This is a genomic window from Reichenbachiella sp., from assembly GCF_039941815.1.
Lineage (GTDB): Bacteria > Bacteroidota > Bacteroidia > Cytophagales > Cyclobacteriaceae > Reichenbachiella.
Window position 1 is genome coordinate 61,235 of sequence record NZ_JBDVDW010000014.1, and the last position, 21,119, is coordinate 82,353.

The following is a 21,119-nucleotide window of genomic DNA, read 5'->3' on the forward strand; positions in this document are numbered from 1 at the left end:
TTAAAGGGTAACTACTATAGTTTTTTTCTTTCCGTCAATCGTTGATACTTCCACCGCACCGTAATCATTCCCTCCTTCATCTATGCCGTTGTCAGAATAACTTATTCTAAAGCTGCCATCACCAGCCGTTCCAGTGATACTACTAAGCGACAGCATTCCTCCAGAAGGTTGACTACTTATCCTGGCCGACCATGAGGTATTGCTGTACACCTGAATGGTGCCACCTGCTGACCCCACACTTGTCGGTGATACAGAAAGGGAACTGGTGGCGTCAAACCCCTGCTGCAGGCTAACTAGAGCATCACTTACCCCGCTACCACTTGCTGAGATTTTTATCTCACTACTTCTGGTGGTTTTCGTGTTGTTGATTCCATAATATATGGTTACTGACTCATTGTCTTGTCCACTGGTGGGACTGACGCTCAACCAAGCAGTGGATTCGGTGATTTGCCAGGCTACATTGGAGTTTACATTAAGAGTGGCTGTGCCAGAAGAATAAGTCACATCAATAGAAGATGGGTTGACACTCAAAATAGGAGCTGGAGGGGGAGGGATGGTAGGTTGAACCACGACTGTCCTCACCTTTCCGCTAATCGTAGTTACTTCCACTGTGGCATAATCTGACTCCCTTTCTTCTATGTCGAAGTGTGTATAGTTTACTTTAAAACTGCCGTCACCGCTGGTTCCTGTAAAATTGCTAAGCGTTACTTCCCCACCTGATGGCTGGGTACTTATACTCGCAGACCATGATACCTCACTATCTACTCGTATGGTAGCGGGGGTACTTACAGTAGTGGACGATACACAAAATGAGTCATCATGATTCTGTCGTAGTGTCATACTTGCATCGTCTACATCACTCTGATCAGTAGCGGATACGATGAGGTTACCGGATCGTGCAATACATGCAATGTTAGCATCGTAGGAAATGGATATCTGCTGATCTCCATTTCCATTAGTAGGATTGACACTGAACCAATTTGCTGTTTCAGTGATTTCCCATGCTATATTGGATGTAATGTCAAAATTAGTCCTCCCCAAATGGTAACCTACTTCAATAAAGGATTCACTTAAGCTCAAAACAGAAGGAGGAGGTGGTGGGGTAGGATAAGCCCATATAATAATACTATGTTCATTGTCGTAAGTTTTTACTTCTATCCAAGACAATTCAGTGCCTGATTTAGTTATGCTAAAACTACCATCGCCTTTTCCAATCACCTGATTGACCCCACCATTGAGGTCAATATCTATACAGCACTCGGACTTCACAGTAGCTGTCCAGGGCACAGTGCTTTCTACCAATACCGTGGTAGTACCAGCGAATACTGATGTAGTAGATGAACTAAGCTCACTTTCCGGGAACAATTCCTGCTCCAACGGAACCACTGCACTGTTTACTCCTGCTACAGCAATAGTGATATTTCCTGTTCTGATTGCATCTGAAAAATTATCTGAATAGGCAACGGTTACTGCCTGGTTACGATCACCGGAAGATGGGCTCACGCTGATCCAGTCGACATCATCAGTGATGGTCCATGTCGCATTGGACACAATAAATAATTGACTTGATCCAGCATACGGAAAAGCAGTGATCTTTGACTCATCTACGTTCAGGAATGGAGCAATATGATAAGACTGGCTAGATAGTATATCTAGGTTTATGTCCCTGACTGCCACAACTCTCCCTGCCTCGTCGTGTTCATAAAAGATCATTTGATCGTTGACATCAGTTTCTGAGGTTTTACCCAATGCCGGATTAAAAGTGAGGGAAGTCATCAGCGCTTCTTTGGGGTATATTTTCAACTCATCGATTACCGCGGTTCCTGAAATAGTGATGGCTCCAGCTGTAGCATTCTTGGTAATTATTCTTTTTTCAAATGTCCAACCTTTCATCCTCTTGGTGGATACTAGGTCATTGGCAGAAAGATTTGACACAGACAACGTACCCTCTTTTTTCCAATAACTGAGCAGGTAAGTATCATTGGCTGGCAAATACTTACTGAGACTCCCTTTTTCTAATTGATAGGCATAATCACCAAATATACCTTTAGAGATATTCACCGGATCAATGGCACATCGGTCACATAATGCAAAACAATCATTGTCTGGTTCTGCACATTTGCTTTTACAGGCCTCAATACCTTCATTCGACACGCATCCAATTTGCTCTAGGGTAAAAACTGGGAGCAAACCAGCCCACCCATTGCTTGATACATCTTCAAAACTGCTATAGGCACATGCCTCCACTTCGGCATTGTTAATGCTAGCGACTACAACTGTGCCGTTTCGATCCCATATTTGCGATGAAGCTTTACCTGTTAGATTATCCAATATTTCCACCACCTTACCAGCACCATCATACTTATAGTTAATATCTCCAATCAAATATGGATTTCCTGACTCATAGACATACGATTTTTGATTTTTAAGCCTCAGCCTATCAGTATAATAGACATTTTCAATTTTTGATACTTCCTCGCCATTAATGTAGGTAAAGCGTTTATCTATGGCCTGAACGATGTGGTCTTCGTCGGCTTTTTTATGATCAGTATGATCTACTTCCATTATCACATAATCAGTTTTAGCTGACTGCGTTTGAGCCTCACCTCCCAATCGGTAGGTAGTTTGAGTGTCGAGTAGTGTATAATCCCCGGAGTGATATATGTAATCTGTTACGACAGTCAATGATTTAGATTCGTCGCTAGATTCATAGCTGGTAGAGTACTTTTTAATTAGTAATGCTTGACCCAATTTATTGTCATATACACCCGTGAGGTATTGACTTTGATTAGCAGACAATTCTCCTTCGTTAGTAATATTACGTACCTTCAAAAAATGGAAGCCCCAAGCATTCTTAGCATCAGGTATGTCATATTCATATTCGAATTGTTCTTTACTCAATAATGCTTCGTCATCTCTTCTGACTTCAATTACCTTAGGCAGCCCTACGGTGGATCCTGAAAATTTTCTACTACCAAAGGGGCCAGGAGATTCTGAATTATCATACCCTGAAACATAGGAGGTTCCATAGACCATGAATTCTATGTCTAAAACGCCAGTTTCAAATACACTTTTATCATCTTCAAATACATGAAATTGGGTTTGCGTATAGCCGAGATTAGCGTCGATGACTTTTACATATTTGTAGGCGATATGTCGTCCCATGGGATCGGTTAGTTGCTCCATGGATCGGTCTCGATGCACACTATATTGCTTGATATCCACAAAGGAATGCAGCGGTTCTTGGGTATTTAATTCTTCAGTACTATAAGAATATTGTGGAATTGCATACAAGTGCCCACTGGAAGTGGCGTTCTGATCATATTGGTATGATTTTACCTTATAGCGATCTCCGTTTTCTTCCCCTTTGAATACATGGGCTATTCTCAAACCGCCTGCTTGTTGGTTGTTCGACCCGTCATGGTATTGATTTAACTCATAGTCGAATTCTTGGTAACTCCCAAAGGCATCATATATTTTTTTGAGAGAATGGGATCTAGTATGTGGCAATGAAGGCTCCTTATTAGCCCCATCAACTGGAAAAGATGATAAAGCGGTATTATCATTATAAAATCCCCAATGGTCCTGCTTTATAGAATTGTAATCAGGAAGTAGAGTTTCTCCGTTTTGTTCTCCAAAATAGGTAAACTGATACATGACCACATCCAAAGTACTCTTGGTCACTCCAGCCAACATCATTCTGGGTATAAAAGAGCGCAGAGAATGCTTATACTCAAAGGTGTACTTTTGAACTTCCACTCCATGAGTTGAATATGTAATATGATCCAGACGTTGTAGCTTGCTCTGCTGTGTCCCACTAGAAGGTTGACTGGAATAATCAAAATTGATTTGAGTTTCATTCAACACAATTTGGCTGAGTAGCCATGGGGTCCAGCTGTTGTCAACCTCTTCATCTACAGGCTCCTCTTTCTCCTTGGAAATATCATTGTCTTCCAATGTTTTGCTTCTGAAAATATTGGTTTCGGTGTATTCTTCAAAACGCTCATATGCCAGATCCACTTGGTAACCCGTTTGATATTGGGTGATTTGAGTGAGGTGCCACTTTCTATCATACGATTTTGAATAGCCGCTTCTGATAGTAGTCACTTCTTCACGTTTATCGAATAGAAAGGTATTACCCTGCTCATCTACAATGGTAAATTCAAAATAGTCTGTTGAAGCATTAACAAACTTGGCAGTGATCCTGAAGTTATTGGGAGTCAACTTGATGACATTTCTCTCGTAATCCAAGGTAAACATGCCCCCGTGTCCCAAAAAGTTAAAAGAATACAGATCCGGCTCGCTGTCCCAAACTGTACTGAGTCCGTTATTATTCTGACCTTCGGCAATGATTGGTCCGAATTCGTCCACATATTGTCCACGCTGATTTAATCCACTATAGCCTTCTTCATAGTCATCAGGCTGGCCTCTTACTTGACGGGTAATCTCACCACCAGCAGTTAAATTCCAACCCAGACCAACTATACTTGCCCGTTGGCTGACTTTGATCCCTGAGGTCGTATAATTGAGTGAAATAGGGAGAATATGGCTTTCGATGGGCAAGTTGATATTGAGTACCCCTGAGCTTAAATTCTCTGAGGTTTGAAGCGCATTGACTCCAAAACCAGCAGGTATCTGATCAGAGGAAGGCTCATCCTGAGCCTGAATGTCCTTGCCATTCCAAAAACAGATATAGAGCACCAATAGCGAACAACAAACTTTACTTGTAGTCAATAATTTCATAATCTTAATTTGGCTTCTTTGAATTACCTTACACATCGCTGAATACCTATCTCAGGAGGCAAGTCAGCAGAAGATGGCTCCTCTTTACATTAGTCAAGAACCCATTTTTCCAGACTTAATATCCTTTGCTGCTGAGCTTTTATCATTCCATTTTGAGTTCCCAGTTTTTTATCCTGCTCGATCAAATACAAGGTAAGCTCTTCGATCTTCTGCAGTAGCTTGGCTTGCATTTCCACCAATTTCACTCCATCGGTTTTCACTTCTGCAGCACTAGGAATCTCAGGTAGGTGATGGTTAGTTTCAATGAAACGCTCTACTTCAGCCAGCTCGCTGAGTTCGTAGGACTCTTCGAAAACATAATCTGGCCAGGAGGGCGGGGACACGGCAGAATAGGAGTTTGCGTGGATGTTGCCGACTACCTGCAGCTTATTATTTGGAGTGGTAGTACCGATCCCTACATTGCCATTCGGCTTTACTCTCATTCTCTCCACCGAATTAGTTGCTATTGCAATATAATCTCCATCTCGCGTGCCTAAATGCAGATCACCTGTAGTGACAAGTGCATTTCCATCAAGATACATACTTGTACCTGAATCTTGAATTCTAAGCGTGGCTGAAGCCTCGGTGATTCCATTGGTCCACCCTCCCATTGTAGCATTTCTGTAGACATGCAAAGAAGCATCTTGAGGATCATTAGTATTGATCCCTACAGCACCATCTCGCTGGATTTTTAGTTTGGGTGTTCCCCAAGCCACATCCGTATCTGCCCCGGTAGAAATTTCTGAAATATAAAATCCCATTCCTCCCTTATTGCCATAGTAATGAATCATGGCCGCACCACTTTGATAGCTACCCGCATTTCCATGAAATTTTGTATTGCCAGATGCCACCAGATTGCCAGACTGCTGTGCAGCACTTTTGTATGCACTAAACAGCATGGCATGTGACCCGGAGTGACCCTTGGTAGCCAGCTGAAAACAGGTTCTTGAATCTGCGCTGCCCTGAACAAAGAGTCCTTCTTGAAACGCATCGCTAGATCTTTCTCTACCAATATCCAGGAATTTTGTCACTCGAGCGGTACCTTTCACATTGAGTTTGTACCCGTCTGGTGAGACTGTACCAAGGCCCAAATCTCCGTTCACATCAAGGGTCATACGTTCGTTGCCATTGGCAAAAAATCTTATATAATTCGATTCTATTGCAATACGCATTTTGGTAGCCTGTTGAAATTCGAGTGCTGATCGTGGTGAATATAGACTGGCCTGAAGATGAGTCGAAAACAACAAGCTATATAGTGCTGCTAAAATTGGTAATGCAAGGATCTTTTTCATGATTTCTGTTTTATTAATACAATAAGTATTGATATAGAGCAGGATCTTTGAAAAACCGATCTTATAATAATAGTGTTAGGCACCACTATTATTTTGCAATTGTTTAGGAAGAATAATTCCTAAAATTGACGATGGCTAATTTCAATAATGACTTATATCAATAGGTAGTCGTGGACTGCTGTCCATTTTTGAAATACTACTTTCTCAATGTATATAAGGACAAGTCAGAATAGAATGACATCAATATCTAGCAATAATTATTGAAAAGTATTGCTAGCACTCTGATAGTCATGGAAATTAGTCCGGTTGCATTGGGCAAACAGGCAGCATCAAATGGAATTTAAGCTGAGAGAGAATTGTTATTAAAAAAGTAAATCAGCCTGATTGAAGCCAAGCCAATCCAGTGTGGATTGATACATAATATTGTCTTTATGACTCTGAGCCAGATCGCTTTCCTCGATAAATTTTCCTATTTCCAAGTCTCCCAGTGGAAAGGGGTAATCAGTACCCAGTGTAATTTTCTCAGAACCTATCATTTCTATGATATACTTGAGATATGGAAGGTCATGGGTGATACAGTCTACCCAAAATTTGCCGAGATATGCTCTAGGGTTTATGGGGTTGTCTACTGCAACGAGATCGGGGCGACAGTTGAATCCATGTTCTACACGGCCGATTGTAGCCAAAAGTGATCCTCCGGCATGAGAAAAATTGAATCTAATTTCAGGGTATTTTTCAAGCACCCCACCAAAGATTAGAGAGCAGGCTGCGCGAGAGGTCTCTGCAGGCATACCTACTAACCAGGGCAGCCAATACTTTGACATATGCTCTCGGCCCATCATCTCCCAAGGATGGATCATGACAGCCAGATCAAGAGCTTCACAGGCTTCCCATATAGGATGAAACTCGGGTTCGCTTAGATTTTTGTTATTGATATTCGAGCCAATCTGAATTCCAGGAATTCCCAAGGACTTCAGTCGCTCCAGTTCCTTTACCGCATGCTTGGGTGATTGCATAGGTACCGTACCCAGGCCGATATAGTGCTTAGGATAATCATTGACCAGTTGGGCAATGTCGTCATTGAGAAATTTTGAAAGCTCCAGGCAGTCATCTGCCTTGGCCCAGTAGCTAAACATCACCGGGATCGTACAAACTACCTGATAGGTAGTGTTGAATTTGGCGTATTCGTCAATTCTAAGTTGAGCATCCCAGCAGTTTTCATTGATTTCTCTGAAAAACTCACCACCCTTCATCATATCCGCATAATGAGGTCTTCTATGAACGAGATGAATGAAATCTCCATACCCGAATTTTTTAGCGAAGTCAGGTAATTTTTTGGGCAAGATATGCGTGTGCATATCTATTTTCAAAGCATTGCTCATGGGTTTGGGTTTAATGAATATATCAATAGCCGAAATTAATAATTATACTGATACTTGTATCACAGAATTCAATGACAACAGTAAATCTTATGTGTCTTTTTTAAAGTATGTCGTCTGGAACGGCTCCTTTGAATACAATACAATGGGTTCTATTTCCTTCACTTTGGCTTGCATTGCATTAATTAATAGGTATTTGAGCAAAAGAATTTAGATTTGTGACTTTGTAATAATAACTAGATACTATGAATGCAGAAATCCACACCTCAAAGGGTGTAATGAAGTTGGAGTTTTTCGAAAAAGATGCTCCTAATACAGTTAAGAACTTTACTGATTTGGCCAAAAAAGGCTTTTATGACGGTTTGTCCTTCCATAGGGTTATTCCTGATTTTGTGATACAAGGGGGCTGTCCGGATGGTACCGGCGCCGGTGGACCTGGGTATAGCATCGACTGCGAACTGGATGGCGACAATCAATTCCATGATCGAGGTGTACTCTCAATGGCACATGCAGGTAGAAACACTGGTGGCTCTCAATTCTTCGTCTGTCACAGCAGAACCAACACTGCTCATTTAGATAGAAACCATACCGTATTTGGTAAAGTAGTAGAAGGTCTGGAAGTCATTGACCAAATCGAACAAGGAGATAAAATGGACAAAGTGGTGGTCAACGACTAAGTCCACTCTCAAACAAATCGTGGAACGGCAATTTCAAAATTTCTGATGAACATTTTGAAATTGCCGTTTTTTTATGCGGTCGTTTTATTAAATTCGTTTCAAACATTATACTTTATTCCATGATAAAATCTAATCTACTATTCGTTTGTCTGCTGATCCTGGGTTTAGCCTGTCAACCAGCTCAGCAAAAAGAACAGGAATCTACTTCCTCTCCCTCCATATCCGCTCCTCAGCTAGTAAAAGTCTGGGAAACAGATACTTTGATGACTACATCAGAGTCTGTTATTTATGATGAATTTCGAGACGTTTTGTATGTCTCCAATATTGGCTCAGTACCGCCTACAGCTAAAGACAACGACGGTTTCATTTCTATCATTTCAACAAGCGGTGAGGTGATCGATCTCGACTGGGTAACAGAGATTTCTGCACCCAAAGGCATGGGAATCATAGATAGCAGCTTGTTTGTGACCAACATAGACGAGGTAGTAGAAATCGATATCCCTAGTGGGGTAATCGTCAAAAGATATCTGGTAGGTAATGCCCAATTCCTAAATGACATCACAATCACTGATACAGAAGATATCTTAATATCAGATTCTAACCTGAACAATATTCATAAACTCACTGATGGCTCCATGAAATTTTGGATGAACGACAGTGCATTTCACGGTTCCAACGGGTTGCTGGCGCAAGGCGACCAGCTTATGGTGGCCTCATATGGCGGAGGTGAGTTTTATCGTGTAGACCGAAATACCAAAACCAAAACACTTGTAGCTAGTGGAATTGAGGGTGGAGACGGTATTGTTGCCATAGGTGAAAACTACCTGGTTTCTAACTGGAATGGCGAAGTTCATTTTGTAGACAATCAGGGAAATACATCTCTTCTGCTCGATACAAAATCTAAAGGAAAAAATGCTGCAGATATCTGTTTTATCCAAAGCGAAAATCTACTACTGGTGCCTACTTTTTTTGGTAATACGGTAGCTGCCTACGAGGTGAAATAAGGTTTGTGAAGAATATTCGTAATTTGACAGACTTTATGGAAAGTCAGATTAGTAGTTTAGCTCACGGCTTTCTACATTTCTGAACATACCCTCAGACCTGTAGAATTGTCCGCGTTCGATCATCCCGAGATACTCAGTTTCTTCTTCTCTCCTTTCATATACATAGTGGCGGCCAAGATAATCCAAAGAGTATACATCAAACCCCATTGAAATATCCGAATCTCGGACAACAAGAGAGTCAAAAAGCATTCCTGTGTGGGTCTTATAGTTGTGATCAAAATAGAAGTAAAGGATATGTCCCTTCTCACTTACAGGATCTAAGACATATTCTGATTCCATATTAGTGACATGGTTCTTCATTTTCATTTTGCGCCATATAAAAAATGGTGAGCCTTTGCTGGTGAATAGTTTCCACTTGTACCAATAGGTAATTTCAATATCCCCTACGCGAAAATTGACCTTTCGATAGTAGAAAAGGTTGAGTGAATCAATATATGCAGCAATTATTCCAAGAAGAAAAAGAGAAAAGAAAGCAAAACCCGCCCAAATGATGCGTTCGTCTAGTGTAATGGTGTCGTTAAGTAATAAGGCAAGTATCAAAGATGGAGTTATTTATTATTAGACTAAACGCTCATAAGCTCAATAAATTGACTAAAGGCATCTTTTAAATTAAATAATTATCAAAAATAGTAAAAATGAAGAGACCAACCTTTTCATTTCGTTTACCTTGTTGATAATTTTGCTAAAGCAAAGAAAAAATGGAAGAAGGAGTACACACTACCAAAGAAAAGGCACTTTCACTAAACCTAAATGAGTCAATTTATGGCACCTTAGCCGAAATTGGAGCTGGTCAGGAAGTGGCCTCCAATTTCTTCAAAGCAGGTGGCGCTTCGGGTACCATCGCCAAAACCATGTCTGCCTATGACATGAACTTCTCCGATGCCATATACGGGGAGACCAAAAGATATGTCTGCGAGGATAAATTGCTCAAAATGCTCAACAAAGAGTATGCGTTGCTGTCTAAAAGGTTGACACACCGATCAGGTAAAACCAAATTCTTCGCTTTTGCAAATACTGTTGAGACCATCAATTATCAAAAATCCAATCAAGGCCATGGATGGATTGGTTTGAGATTCGAGCTTTCACCACTCTCTCCTCCTAATGACTGTATCATACATGTCATATTAAAGGATCCTGATATGATCTGGCAGCAAGAGATTCTGGGCAAAATAGGTGTGAATCTGATCTATGGTTGCTTCAATCATCATGAAGACCCTGAGTTACTGATGACCTCCATTGTTGATAATTTCAGCAAGGACAGAATTGAAATCGATATGTTTAGACTAGAAGGTCCAGCTTTTGAAGGGATAGACAATCGACTGATGAGCTTGAAATTGGTAAAGAATGGACTAACAAAAGCTGCCATTTTTGATCAGAACGGAGAAGTAAAACAGCCCTCCTCCTTCCTTTATAAAAAAAATGTGTGCGTACTCAGAGGCAGGTTCAGACCAATTACTAATGTCAATGTAGACATGATGATTGCGGGAGTGCGTCAATTTAAGAAACAACTGGGCGAACCGCTTGAGGTCATGGCAGAGCTGACATTAAAAGATTTGACACTTGAAGGGGATATCGATGAGAAAGATTTTCTGGATCGTGTCGATTTGCTGAATTCTCTGAGTCAGACTGTTTTGATTTCAAACTACTATGAGCACTACAAAATCGCCAACTATCTCGGGAGGATAACGAGAAAAGGAAAAATTGCATTTATACTCGGAATCAATAATTTGGCGAGGCTATTTGAAGAAGAATATTACCAAGACCTGGCGGGCGGAATTATGGAGGCGTTCGGTAAATTGTTTGCTGCCAATCAGCAGGTGCTTGTCTATCCTAGCCAGACTGATGAGAATAAGGAGCTACAAACTATTGAAAACTTTCAACCGGCAGAGCATCTAAAGTTCCTCTTTCAGCACCTCATCAGCAATCAATACATTCAAGACATTGATCAGGCCAAAACTGAAAACCTACACATCATCTCTGATCATGTACTAGATATGATTGAGAAAGGCGAACCTGGATGGGAAGAATTTGTTCCTTATAAGGTCACTCACCTGATCAAAGAAAAGAAAATGTTTAAATATGTCGGCCAGACGGCTAAAGTATAGGTCGTAAATCACCCCATTTTGCCTTTGTTAAAAAAAATGATGGTTATTCCATTTCCTCATTTATATTCGTGGTTTGATGTAACACCAAAACTACTTTCTTACCTTATGCATCTATCCAATATGGGCAGGATTAAGGTGGATGATTAAACAATAGAAAATGGCAGGAAGAGGAAATTTCAGCAATCGATTAGGGTTCATTTTGGCAGCAGCTGGCTCAGCTGTTGGGTTAGGCAATATATGGAAGTTTCCTTTCGAGGTAGAAGCTGGTGGAGGTGCGGCCTTCGTTGTACTTTATCTGATCTTTTGTTTTTTGCTCTGCTTCCCTGTGATGGTCACTGAAATCGCAATTGGAAGAAAGACCAACAAAAATGCAGTTGGGGCATTCAATGCGCTTGGTTATAATAAGTGGAATATTATCGGCAAGATGGGAATCATAGCTGGTGTTGTGATTCTATCTTTTTATAATGTAGTTGCCGGTTGGGCCCTCGGGTATTTCTTTGAGATGGCACAAGGCAATTTCAGCGTCGGTCGTGAATTTGGTTCATATGTGTCGAATGTGAGTACTACAGGTATCTATGCCGTGATATTTATGTGTTTCACAGCCTATGTAGTTTCCAGAGGAGTCTCAGCAGGTATTGAAAAAGGAGCAAAGATTCTTATGCCTTCCCTGATTATAATGATCCTGGGCTTGCTTGCCTACTCTCTCACCCTACCCAATGCCATGACAGGTGTGCAATTTTATTTGATTCCAGAATTTTCAGAAATAAACCTTAAAACCATTGGAGGTGCACTAAGACAATCGTTCTTTTCATTGTCACTTGGTATGGGTACCATCATTACATACGGTAGTTATCTTTCGAAAAAGGAGAATATCATTTCTGCTTCAGTTTCAGTGACCTTCTTCGATGTAGGCATAGCTTTTCTTGCAGGACTGATGCTCTTTCCACTCGTAGCTTATAGTACAGGTGGGGACATGTCCAACATCCAAGGTGGAGCTGGTTTGATTTTCGCGACTCTGCCAAGCGTGTTTGAATCTTTGGGTAGTGGTCTCGGTACCGTTTTAGGCGCTTTTTTCTTCCTTTTATTGTCATTCGCCGCTTTGACCTCCACTGTCTCCCTACTAGAAGTACCAGTTTCGTATGTAGTGGATGAGTATAAAATGAGCCGTCCTAAAGCCACCATCATTACAGCTGGAGTAGTCTTTTTAGTAGGATTACCCTCCTTATTGGGCAACGGCTATAGTGATATGTTCACCTCTTTCACCACCTATATAGGTTCAGAGAATGCTGTTACCTTCATGGACTTTTTGGGTCATTTGGCAGATTGCATGTTGCTATTGGGAGGCTTCCTGATCGTAACATTCGCTGGACATGTCTGGAAGAAAGAAAATCTGAATGACGAGCTGGCCATCGGGTATGAAGGATATCACGACTCCAGAGTAAAAGTATTTATTGGTCTGGCAGTAAGATACATCTGCCCGGCACTCTTGGGATTACTATTCATCATGGTGGTGCTAAGCAATTTCTTTGGAGTGAATATTATCAACTAAGTTTCGGGAGTCAGCACTTATTGGCTAATCATTCCAAAGATCATGTCTTTATGATATCAGGATTGAATTATTGGCACCACAACTCGGCTTGTATTAATTGCTTTTTAAGAAAGTGAATGGCAACTTGTCCTGTACAAGTAAGAAATAGCTACTTCTTTACAAAAGTATCTTCTTCGCCTTCGATGACAATTGAATAATCACCAGGCTCCAACCTTCGAAGCGGAATTTCTTTGGCTTTACCTTTGAGGATACTCTCATCTCCTCTGAATATTTCATAGGACGCCTCTCTCGAAAATATCATCTTATCTGTAACTACCCGTGGCGAAAAGGTTACCCCCTCAGGGTAGTGATAATGCTCCATTTCTAACGAATACAAATATCTCCCTTCTGGTAACTCATATTTTATTCTATACTTATTACCACCTTCTGTGTGCTCTGGAAAGAACACGTATTGCGCGCCGTCGAATCTACCTTTGGATCTGAGCGTTTTTACAATGTCCCAATACTCCCCTTTGAGCTTTTCAATAATGTATTTCCCATCACGACGATCTCCCTTGGTGTACCAATGCATAATGGAGTCGTTGAGTACCAGGCTGTCAAATTTGAAATTGCTGTGATATAAAATGGCTTCGGGATTAACAATCCTGGGCTTGCAACTGTCGCCGTGAATAATCTTCACAGATACTGGCGTATATAAATCGATATCCCTAAAAGCCAGACGTACAGCTGTAAGCGAGAGGTTTGTTTTGGTTTTCTTACCATTCAAATGAATCGCCTGTACACAAAACTCACCGGAATCCGCATCATAAGGGTTTTGAATATACAACCCCTGTCCTTTGTACACGCCTGACAAAAGCAACTCCTGCCCAAAACAGGTCTGGGAGACAAGCATTATAAGAAAAATTAAATTTCGCTTCATTATACACTATGGGAATCGAGTAAATTTCGGAAGATTTTTACTCCTAACGAAACTACATCCCAAAATAATACAATTTTTATTCGAAACGGAGAGAAACGATCGGATCAAGCTTGGAAGCTTTATATGCTGGGAGATATCCGGAGAGTAGCCCAACAACTACACCTACGAGAAATCCTACCAGCATCCATAACCAAGGTACGACAAAAGTGTCGGCCAGCGCATTTGAAATAAGATTGCCTACGATGAACCCAAGGACCACACCACCCAGTCCACCTATCTGAGTAATGACGATAGACTCGATAAGGAATTGCTGTCTGATTCGTTTAGGTGTGGCACCCATGGCCTTTCTAACTCCGATTTCTCTTGTTCGCTCTGTCACAGATACAAGCATAATATTCATCAAGCCAATAGAAGCACCAAGCAGGGTAATGAAGCCAATAGTAAAACCTCCAATCCGAAGGTAGCCTGTGATCTCGCCGAGTCTTTCTGCCAGTGATTTTTTCTCTTCTATATCAAATGAATTTTCACTACCAGGCACATCCTTTCTTATTGTTTTCATCAGCCCTGTAGCCTCTCCCATCAAGTAGTCCATTCTGGTAGGGTCCTTGACTGCCACTCCTATCTTGTAGTTGAGAGCGCGATTTTTTGCCAATCGCCTGGCTACATCCAGAGGAACTATGACTGCCCGATCAGCCCGACCACCTTCGGTTCCTTGTTTTGCCAACACACCAACAATCTTAAATTTCGAACCAAGAAATGAAATTGACTGATTTAGTACACGTTCATTTTCCTTGAATAGGGTATTGAATACTTCTTGTCCGATCAGAACCACATTAGATCCATTCTGCTGCTCATAGGGTGATATGCTCCGACCCTCTTCCAAATCATAGCCTTCTACATATAGAAAGTTATCATCACCACCGGTAATGCTGATATTTGGGTTGGTTACTTCCGATTTATATTTGACTTGCGCAAATCTGGTGACTTGAGTATACAAAGACGTGACCTCTCCGACTGTATAGTTTTTTACGAAAAGTGAGACTTGTTGAAAAGTCAGTGGTGGGTAAGTTTTCTGAGCGACTCCGCTCTTTTTTCCACGTTCTTCCTCGATGTCTCCAATCACAAAGGTGTTGGAACCCAGATTAGAAAAACTATCGTTAATCGAGTTTTGAATACCATCTATCGCAGTAAGAATTCCTACCAATGAAGTGATCCCTATGGCAATGATAGCGGCAGTCAGAATCGTTCTTAGCTTGTTGGCCAGAATAGATCCGATCGCTTCTCTTATATTTTCAACTATGTTCATAGATAACTGCTTATTACCTTAGACGTGTAGCCCTCGAATTTATTACAACTAAGCAACTAATATTTAAAACTTTCAGTTTAAAATAAAGGACTTAGTAAATTGGCATATAATTTAAGTAAACATGCGTATCAGACTTCTACTATTCTTTCTGTTGATTTCATTTGGACTGAAGGGTTCTCATATCCTACTGCCTATGGATCAAACACAGGCTAACCATCTAAAAGCTTACGGTATTGCATATTGGGTACTTCAAAACGAAATCGAAGTGGATTGGCTTCTCAACTATAAGGGAGGTGCCTTCATGTTTAAGTACTATCAGAATTTTGAAAATGAGCTGATCATCAGAGGCGTAAGCTATCTGGTGATCTCTGATGCACAGGCGAATACTATACTAAGCGATATCGCTAGTCCATCGTCCAACATGGATGCGATGACGCTAGAAAAATTTCCAAAAATAGCGGTCTATTCACCAAAGAGTAAGCAGCCCTGGGATGATGCAGTGACCTTGGTGCTGACCTATGCAGAGATTCCTTATGATGTAGTTTTTGACGACGAACTGATGTACGATGAGCTCCCTAAATATGACTGGCTTCACTTGCACCACGAAGACTTTACTGGACAATATGGTCGATTTTTCAGAGTCTATCAGCACTATCCATGGTATCAACAGCAGCAACGGGAATATGAAGAATCTGCGAGGAAGCATGGATTCACCAAAGTATCTCACCTCAAATTGGGAATTGTAAAAAAAATACAAGGTTTTGTCGCCGGAGGAGGTTTTTTGTTTGCCATGTGCTCGGCAACAGATACTTATGATATTGCTTTGGCTGCGGAAGGTGTCGATATCTGCGAAAGCATGTTCGATGGAGATCCGGCTGACCCACAAGCACAGTCCAAATTGGATTTTGATAAGACTTTTGCTTTCGAAAAATTCACACTGGAAAGAAACCCATATATCTATGAGTTTTCGAATATCGACACTCAACCTAATCAACGTGGACTCACAGAAAGTAATGATTACTTCACACTTTTTCAGTTTTCTGCCAAATGGGATCCCATTCCTACAATGCTCACACAAAATCATGAGCATATTCTCAAAGGATTTATGGGTCAAACTACGGCGTTTAAAAAACGACTGGTAAAATCTGATGTGGTGCTGCTAGGTGAGACCAAATCAATCAATGAAGCCAAATATATTCACGGAGTGTTTGGGAAGGGATTCTGGACTTTTTATGGTGGTCATGATCCAGAAGATTACCAGCATCTGGTCAATGAAGAGCCAACTGATCTCAACCTTCACCCTAACTCGCCAGGCTATAGGCTCATCTTAAATAATATCCTATTTCCTGCTGCCAAAAAGAAAAAACAAAAAACCTAACCAAAATCAATTCTAACACATTTTACCAATTGTTTATAGTACTTTTGATCTTCATTAAAATCAAATCTCATCAAGATGGATAATAGAAAATTTTTACCTTTTTTACTGATAATTGCCTTCGGCCTTTTCATAGTCGTTGGACTTTCATCCAGTCTTTTCTACAAAATATCGCCCGCTCAAAGAGCCGTTATTTTTTACACGGTAAGTGGTCAACTTGACAAGGATAATATCATCCTACCCGGATGGCACATGAAAGCTCCCTGGAATACTATCTATGTCTATGATGTATCTGAAAGCAAAGTAGAAGAAAGCATGGATGTACTAGACAAGAGTGGTTTATCACTAAGTGTAGATGTATCTGTAAGATTTACCCCAATGAAAAACAAAATCGGTGACATACAGGAAAATTTCAAGGGTGACTATATCAATGTATTGGTGATCCCGGAAGTACGCTCCTCGGTAAGGCAGGTTATGGGACGATATACTGCTGAAGAAATCTACTCTACCAAAAGATCCGAAGTGGAAGCAGCGATCAAAAACGAGACTGCAGAGGTTCTAAGCCATGAAAGCAACAATGTAGAGATGAAAGCCCTACTCATCAGAGCTATCAATCTACCTGCACAGATAAAGCAAGCCATCGAAAATAAACTTCAGCAAGAACAAGAGGCGTTGGCATATAAGTTTCGTCTAAACAAGGAACAAAGCGAGGCCGAGAGAAAAAGAATTGCGGCTGAAGGTGAGGCGACAGCTAACAAGATTATCAACAGTAGTTTGACCAGTGAGTTGCTGAAAATGAGAGGGATCGAAGCGACCACCGAACTTTCCAAATCGCCTAATGCAAAAATAGTAGTAATCGGTGGCGGAAAAGATGGGCTTCCATTGATATTAAACAATAATTAGACTTTACAATCAGTCAATAATTTATTATTTTCGCGTAAAATTTAATTAGTCCTTTCACTTAATCACATTAAATAAATGGCAGAAGATACGGCAGAAATAAAAGTAGGAGATAAAAGCATTGAACTTCCATTAGTAACAGGTACCGAAAACGAGACCGCCATCAACATTGGTGCGCTTAGAAGCCAGAGTGGACTAATTACTCTCGATCCAGGCTACAAAAATACTGGCGCTACTAAGAGTGCTATTACTTTCCTGGATGGTGAAAAAGGAATATTAAGATATCGTGGATATTCCATAGAAGAGTTGGCTGAGAAGTCTACTTTTCTTGAAGTCGCCTATTTATTGATCTATGGTGAACTGCCGAACACTGAGACTTTGGATGAATTCAAAACAGGAATTACGCATCATACGCTGGTTCATGAAGACATCAAGAAGATTTTAGAAGGATTTCCTTCTAACGCTCATCCGATGGGAGTACTTTCTTCATTAGTCACATCTTTGACTGCGTTTTATCCAGAGTCGCTTGATCCTAACCGATCAGCGGGTGCTGTTGATTTGAGCATCATTAGAATACTTGCTAAGATGCCAACTTTTGCAGCCTGGGCATACAAAAATGAAGTAGGGCAGCCCGTCGTCTATCCTGACAACAGTCTGGACTACTGCAGTAATTTTCTAAAAATGATGTTTGCCTTGCCAACTGAGCAGTATGAAATTGATCCTGTCGTAGCTAAAGCATTAGATACATTGCTCATCTTACATGCCGATCATGAGCAAAATTGCTCTACTTCTACGGTAAGGATTGTAGGTTCGTCTCAAGCAAGCCTATATGCCTCGCTTTCTGCTGGCATCAACGCTCTATGGGGGCCTCTGCATGGAGGAGCCAATCAGGCCGTTATTGAAATGCTGGAAAATATCAAAGCTGATGGTGGAGACACTCAGAAGTGGATGAATAAGGCCAAGGACAAAAATGATCCTTTTAGACTTATGGGATTTGGCCATAGAGTTTATAAGAATTTTGATCCAAGAGCAAGAATCATCAAAAAGGCTGCGGATGACGTACTAACCAAATTAGGAGTAGTAGATCCAGTCTTAGACATCGCCAAAGGACTAGAAGAAGTAGCGTTGAGCGATCCATACTTTGTAGAAAGAAAATTATACCCTAACGTTGATTTTTATTCAGGTATCATTTATCGTGCATTGGGCATCCCTACTGAGATGTTTACAGTGATGTTTGCCCTAGGTAGACTTCCAGGCTGGATTGCACAATGGAAAGAGATGAGAGAAAATAATGAGCCTATCGGTCGACCAAGACAAGTATATGTCGGAGAGAAAGAAAGAGCTTATTCTGAAATCAACAAGAGATAGCAGAATTCAACGAACTTTATAAAGAAACCCTGATGGAAACGTCGGGGTTTTTTGTTCCTGTATTACCTTAGCCGGATTACAAATCAAATTCAATACTATGTATACAATTTTATTATACGCTCACTCGTGGCTCAGATGGGTAATTCTGATTTTAGCACTGGTCAATATCTATAAATCTTTCGCTGGTTATAAAGGTACACTGTCATATGGTAAATCAGATAAAGGAATGGCTGCCGCATTTGTTGGCTGCCTGCATCTGACTTTCCTCTTAGGGTTGATCTTGTATTTCATCAGCCCACTGGCTTACCCTGCTTTTGGAGGATCCGAATCTGTGATGAAGAATGCCACCTTAAGATTTTGGGCGGTAGAGCACGTATTTGTAATGTTGCTAGCTATCGCAGCGGCTTCCATTGGAAAAGCAAAGGCTAAGAAAGCAGCCAATGACGTTGATAAATTCAAGGCTCAACTCATTTATTTTTCTATAGCGCTTGTACTAATGCTGTCTAGAATTCCTTGGGGAGAGGCAGACAGACTGTTTAGATTCTAATCGGGTACAATATCAAACTCTGTCTTCAGCGTCTGATAGACCTTATGAATTGGTAAACCCATGACATTGTAAAAAGAACCCTGAATGGATCGAACTCCAATCATTCCGATCCATTCTTGAATACCATAACTACCAGCTTTATCATAAGGCTGGTATTTTTTTATGTAATAATTAATTTCTTCTGCTGAAAGTACTTCAAACTCTACAGTCGTCTCGTCACTAAAACTAAGCTGATGATTGGGCCCAGAGATGCATACACCAGAAATCACCTGATGCACTCGTCCCGATAGTGAAGAGATCATATCATAGGCTTGCTCTTTGTCCACAGGCTTTCCCAGGATTTGACCCTGATGAACTACCACAGTATCGGATGTAAGAATCACTTCATTTTTGAATAGCTCCCTATATGCACGGTTCTTCTTCGTGGCCAGGTATTCTGCCACGTCTGCAGTTTCTACTGCATCGTCCACTGATTCATCCACATCAAGCACTTCTACAGTAAAATGGAAACCTGCCTCTCGCATCAGCTGCTGACGACGGGCCGAATTAGAAGCTAAGATCAATTTTTGCATTGTTGTCTTCAGGTTTTATAGATCCAAACAAATATCCACAGATCACTTTTGGGTAGAAATAAGTCGATTTTTGAGGAAGGGTGAATCCAGTATAGCAGACCTCTTTCACAGTTTGCATGGGTATCTCCTGCGTGATAATCGCAGCCTGAACTTTGCCGGAAAGTACTTTTTTGATACATGCCGACATACTTCTCTCGAAGCGAATCTTCTTGGAGCTCGGCTGTTTTTCTTTCTTGATACCCAGCACTTTTTCCATAACAAAATAATGCAACACAGTGATATCGAGTCGCTTGAGTACTTCCGGAATATCCCAGTCGATATCATAGTACTTTTCTTGCTTCAGCCGAATTTTGTAGACCTCATCCCCCATCATCAATCCAAATGCCCACTTTTTACCAGAGATCACTTCAGCTATGTCTTCTTCATTATCCATTGATCGGATGTGAAAGTATGCTGACAGATCTTCCAGAAATTGATCTGTTTTGAGTCCCTTAATCTTTCTAAGCAAACGATGAGTGGGAAAAATCCGCAGATCATCTGATTCTGTATTGGTCAGGTACATCGTATGAAAATTGTATGGCTCACTCCCGTCATGTTCAGCATTTTTCTCCTGCTGCTCTTTTTGATAGGCCAATGCGCCTTGATACCTGTGATGTCCATCTGCAAGAATGACTTGCCTATCCTGGAGAAGCTGCATAAATTCCCGGATGATCTTATAGTCATGAATTACTCCCAGGACATCGCGCACCCCTTGGTAATCTTCACAATCATAAATAGGGCTCAAAATGGCGTCATCGAGATAGTGGTCAAGCGACCGCTCTGTATCAGTGTATAAGCCGTGTGTAGGACTGACATGCAATTGAGTATGCTCCAGCAGTTGTTTTCTGTCACTCACGGAGTGAGGCATTGTGTCTTCATGTCTGAGAACTACCTCTTCATCCCAGTCATACAATCTGATATTACATATAAAGCCTTTTCTGCAATATTCTTTGCTGTCTCCTGCCAGTTTGAAATATTGATAATACACGTAAATCGCCGGGGTTCGATCCTGTACAATGATGCCCTTGTTTTTCCATTCTTCTATACGGCGATCCAGCAATTCTCCATCTGGCCCTTCAAGAGGGACAGAAATATGAATACTATTGTATTCATTCTTGTAGAGAATATCCCTGTATTTTTCGGAGACTACATCAAATAGAGGTGAAGTCAGTTCATCAATGTTTGCACCGAGCGATTCATTGTACCGCCATGCCCTAAAGGGTCTAATTTCTGCCATCGGAGGAT

The 21,119-nt window shown here is 41.0% G+C and carries 16 protein-coding genes; 8 read left to right on the forward strand and 8 right to left on the reverse strand.

Translation table 11 applies throughout. From position 1 onward, the window contains the following. The 3 genes from ABJF11_RS01150 to ABJF11_RS01160 form a co-directional block, all read right to left on the reverse strand. Complete coding sequence (locus ABJF11_RS01150; protein WP_348117333.1) at nt 1-4,743, reverse strand: BACON domain-containing protein; 4,743 nt, start codon at nt 4,741-4,743, stop codon at nt 1-3. Between the two features lie 89 nt (nt 4,744-4,832). After that, a complete protein-coding gene (locus tag ABJF11_RS01155; protein ID WP_348117334.1) occupies nt 4,833-6,074 on the reverse strand; it encodes a hypothetical protein in 1,242 nt (413 codons plus the stop codon). Between the two features lie 362 nt (nt 6,075-6,436). Next, nucleotides 6,437-7,456 carry an amidohydrolase family protein gene (locus tag ABJF11_RS01160; RefSeq protein WP_348117335.1) on the reverse strand — a complete coding sequence of 340 codons (1,020 nt, stop codon included), beginning with the start codon at nt 7,454-7,456 and terminating at the stop codon, nt 6,437-6,439. 242 nt (nt 7,457-7,698) lie between these two features. On the opposite strand from ABJF11_RS01160, the gene ABJF11_RS01165 reads away from it, so the two are divergent. Together ABJF11_RS01165 and ABJF11_RS01170 are read left to right on the forward strand one after the other, a co-directional pair. Next, complete coding sequence (locus ABJF11_RS01165; RefSeq protein WP_348117336.1) at nt 7,699-8,130, forward strand: peptidylprolyl isomerase; 432 nt, start codon at nt 7,699-7,701, stop codon at nt 8,128-8,130. Between the two features lie 119 nt (nt 8,131-8,249). Continuing rightward, nucleotides 8,250-9,134: a hypothetical protein gene (locus ABJF11_RS01170; RefSeq protein WP_348117337.1), complete on the forward strand. Its 885-nt coding sequence runs from the start codon at nt 8,250-8,252 to the stop codon at nt 9,132-9,134. 48 nt (nt 9,135-9,182) lie between these two features. Here ABJF11_RS01170 and ABJF11_RS01175 read toward each other — a convergent pair whose 3' ends face one another. Next, nucleotides 9,183-9,734: a hypothetical protein gene (locus tag ABJF11_RS01175; RefSeq protein ID WP_348117338.1), complete on the reverse strand. Its 552-nt coding sequence runs from the start codon at nt 9,732-9,734 to the stop codon at nt 9,183-9,185. 158 nt (nt 9,735-9,892) lie between these two features. Between ABJF11_RS01175 and ABJF11_RS01180 the strand changes: the two genes are divergently transcribed. Both ABJF11_RS01180 and ABJF11_RS01185 read left to right on the forward strand, forming a co-directional pair. Next, a complete protein-coding gene (locus tag ABJF11_RS01180; RefSeq protein WP_348117339.1) occupies nt 9,893-11,299 on the forward strand; it encodes a TonB-dependent receptor in 1,407 nt (468 codons plus the stop codon). Nucleotides 11,300-11,456: 157 nt separating this feature from the next. Beyond that, nucleotides 11,457-12,848, forward strand: coding sequence for a sodium-dependent transporter (locus ABJF11_RS01185; RefSeq protein ID WP_348117340.1), 1,392 nt, complete (start codon nt 11,457-11,459; stop codon nt 12,846-12,848). Between the two features lie 148 nt (nt 12,849-12,996). Here the strand turns inward: ABJF11_RS01185 and ABJF11_RS01190 are convergent, their stop codons facing one another. Together ABJF11_RS01190 and ABJF11_RS01195 are read right to left on the reverse strand one after the other, a co-directional pair. Beyond that, on the reverse strand, nt 12,997-13,740 hold the full coding sequence (locus tag ABJF11_RS01190) for a hypothetical protein (RefSeq protein ID WP_348117341.1): 744 nt from the start codon (nt 13,738-13,740) through the stop codon (nt 12,997-12,999). 103 nt (nt 13,741-13,843) lie between these two features. Continuing rightward, nucleotides 13,844-15,073 (reverse strand): ABC transporter permease, encoded by a 1,230-nt coding sequence (locus ABJF11_RS01195; RefSeq protein WP_348117343.1) that lies wholly within the window; start codon nt 15,071-15,073, stop codon nt 13,844-13,846. Nucleotides 15,074-15,194: 121 nt separating this feature from the next. Here ABJF11_RS01195 and ABJF11_RS01200 point away from each other — a divergent pair, with 121 nt between their 5' ends. From ABJF11_RS01200 to ABJF11_RS01215, 4 genes are all read left to right on the forward strand, one after another. Continuing rightward, nucleotides 15,195-16,451: an asparagine synthetase B gene (locus ABJF11_RS01200; RefSeq protein ID WP_348117345.1), complete on the forward strand. Its 1,257-nt coding sequence runs from the start codon at nt 15,195-15,197 to the stop codon at nt 16,449-16,451. Nucleotides 16,452-16,526: 75 nt separating this feature from the next. Continuing rightward, nucleotides 16,527-17,351: a prohibitin family protein gene (locus tag ABJF11_RS01205; RefSeq protein ID WP_348117347.1), complete on the forward strand. Its 825-nt coding sequence runs from the start codon at nt 16,527-16,529 to the stop codon at nt 17,349-17,351. Nucleotides 17,352-17,426: 75 nt separating this feature from the next. Then, nucleotides 17,427-18,716, forward strand: coding sequence for a citrate synthase (locus tag ABJF11_RS01210; protein ID WP_348117348.1), 1,290 nt, complete (start codon nt 17,427-17,429; stop codon nt 18,714-18,716). A gap of 97 nt (nt 18,717-18,813) precedes the next feature. Beyond that, nucleotides 18,814-19,263, forward strand: a complete 450-nt coding sequence (locus tag ABJF11_RS01215; RefSeq protein WP_348117350.1) for a hypothetical protein — start codon at nt 18,814-18,816, stop codon at nt 19,261-19,263. Here ABJF11_RS01215 and ABJF11_RS01220 read toward each other — a convergent pair. Then, a complete protein-coding gene (locus ABJF11_RS01220; protein WP_348117353.1) occupies nt 19,260-19,835 on the reverse strand; it encodes a Maf family nucleotide pyrophosphatase in 576 nt (191 codons plus the stop codon). The two genes, ABJF11_RS01215 and ABJF11_RS01220, sit on opposite strands and share 4 nt — an antisense overlap. Continuing rightward, a complete protein-coding gene (locus ABJF11_RS01225) occupies nt 19,810-21,111 on the reverse strand; it encodes a DUF1015 domain-containing protein (protein ID WP_348117356.1) in 1,302 nt (433 codons plus the stop codon). The genes ABJF11_RS01220 and ABJF11_RS01225 overlap by 26 nt, the downstream gene beginning before the upstream one ends. Nucleotides 21,112-21,119: the final 8 nt, after the last annotated feature.

Bases quoted from the DNA above. Each gene is read 5' to 3' on its own strand.
- ABJF11_RS01150 (WP_348117333.1), bottom strand. From the start codon at position 4,743: ATGAAATTATTGACTACAAGTAAAGTTTGTTGTTCGCTATTGGTGCTC.
- ABJF11_RS01170 (WP_348117337.1), top strand. From the start codon at position 8,250: ATGATAAAATCTAATCTACTATTCGTTTGTCTGCTGATCCTGGGTTTA.
- ABJF11_RS01200 (WP_348117345.1), top strand. From the start codon at position 15,195: ATGCGTATCAGACTTCTACTATTCTTTCTGTTGATTTCATTTGGACTG.
- ABJF11_RS01205 (WP_348117347.1), top strand. From the start codon at position 16,527: ATGGATAATAGAAAATTTTTACCTTTTTTACTGATAATTGCCTTCGGC.
- ABJF11_RS01160 (WP_348117335.1), bottom strand. From the start codon at position 7,456: ATGAGCAATGCTTTGAAAATAGATATGCACACGCATATCTTGCCCAAA.
- ABJF11_RS01195 (WP_348117343.1), bottom strand. From the start codon at position 15,073: ATGAACATAGTTGAAAATATAAGAGAAGCGATCGGATCTATTCTGGCC.
- ABJF11_RS01180 (WP_348117339.1), top strand. From the start codon at position 9,893: ATGGAAGAAGGAGTACACACTACCAAAGAAAAGGCACTTTCACTAAAC.
- ABJF11_RS01225 (WP_348117356.1), bottom strand. From the start codon at position 21,111: ATGGCAGAAATTAGACCCTTTAGGGCATGGCGGTACAATGAATCGCTC.
- ABJF11_RS01155 (WP_348117334.1), bottom strand. From the start codon at position 6,074: ATGAAAAAGATCCTTGCATTACCAATTTTAGCAGCACTATATAGCTTG.
- ABJF11_RS01185 (WP_348117340.1), top strand. From the start codon at position 11,457: ATGGCAGGAAGAGGAAATTTCAGCAATCGATTAGGGTTCATTTTGGCA.
- ABJF11_RS01210 (WP_348117348.1), top strand. From the start codon at position 17,427: ATGGCAGAAGATACGGCAGAAATAAAAGTAGGAGATAAAAGCATTGAA.
- ABJF11_RS01220 (WP_348117353.1), bottom strand. From the start codon at position 19,835: ATGCAAAAATTGATCTTAGCTTCTAATTCGGCCCGTCGTCAGCAGCTG.
- ABJF11_RS01190 (WP_348117341.1), bottom strand. From the start codon at position 13,740: ATGCTTGTCTCCCAGACCTGTTTTGGGCAGGAGTTGCTTTTGTCAGGC.
- ABJF11_RS01215 (WP_348117350.1), top strand. From the start codon at position 18,814: ATGTATACAATTTTATTATACGCTCACTCGTGGCTCAGATGGGTAATT.
- ABJF11_RS01165 (WP_348117336.1), top strand. From the start codon at position 7,699: ATGAATGCAGAAATCCACACCTCAAAGGGTGTAATGAAGTTGGAGTTT.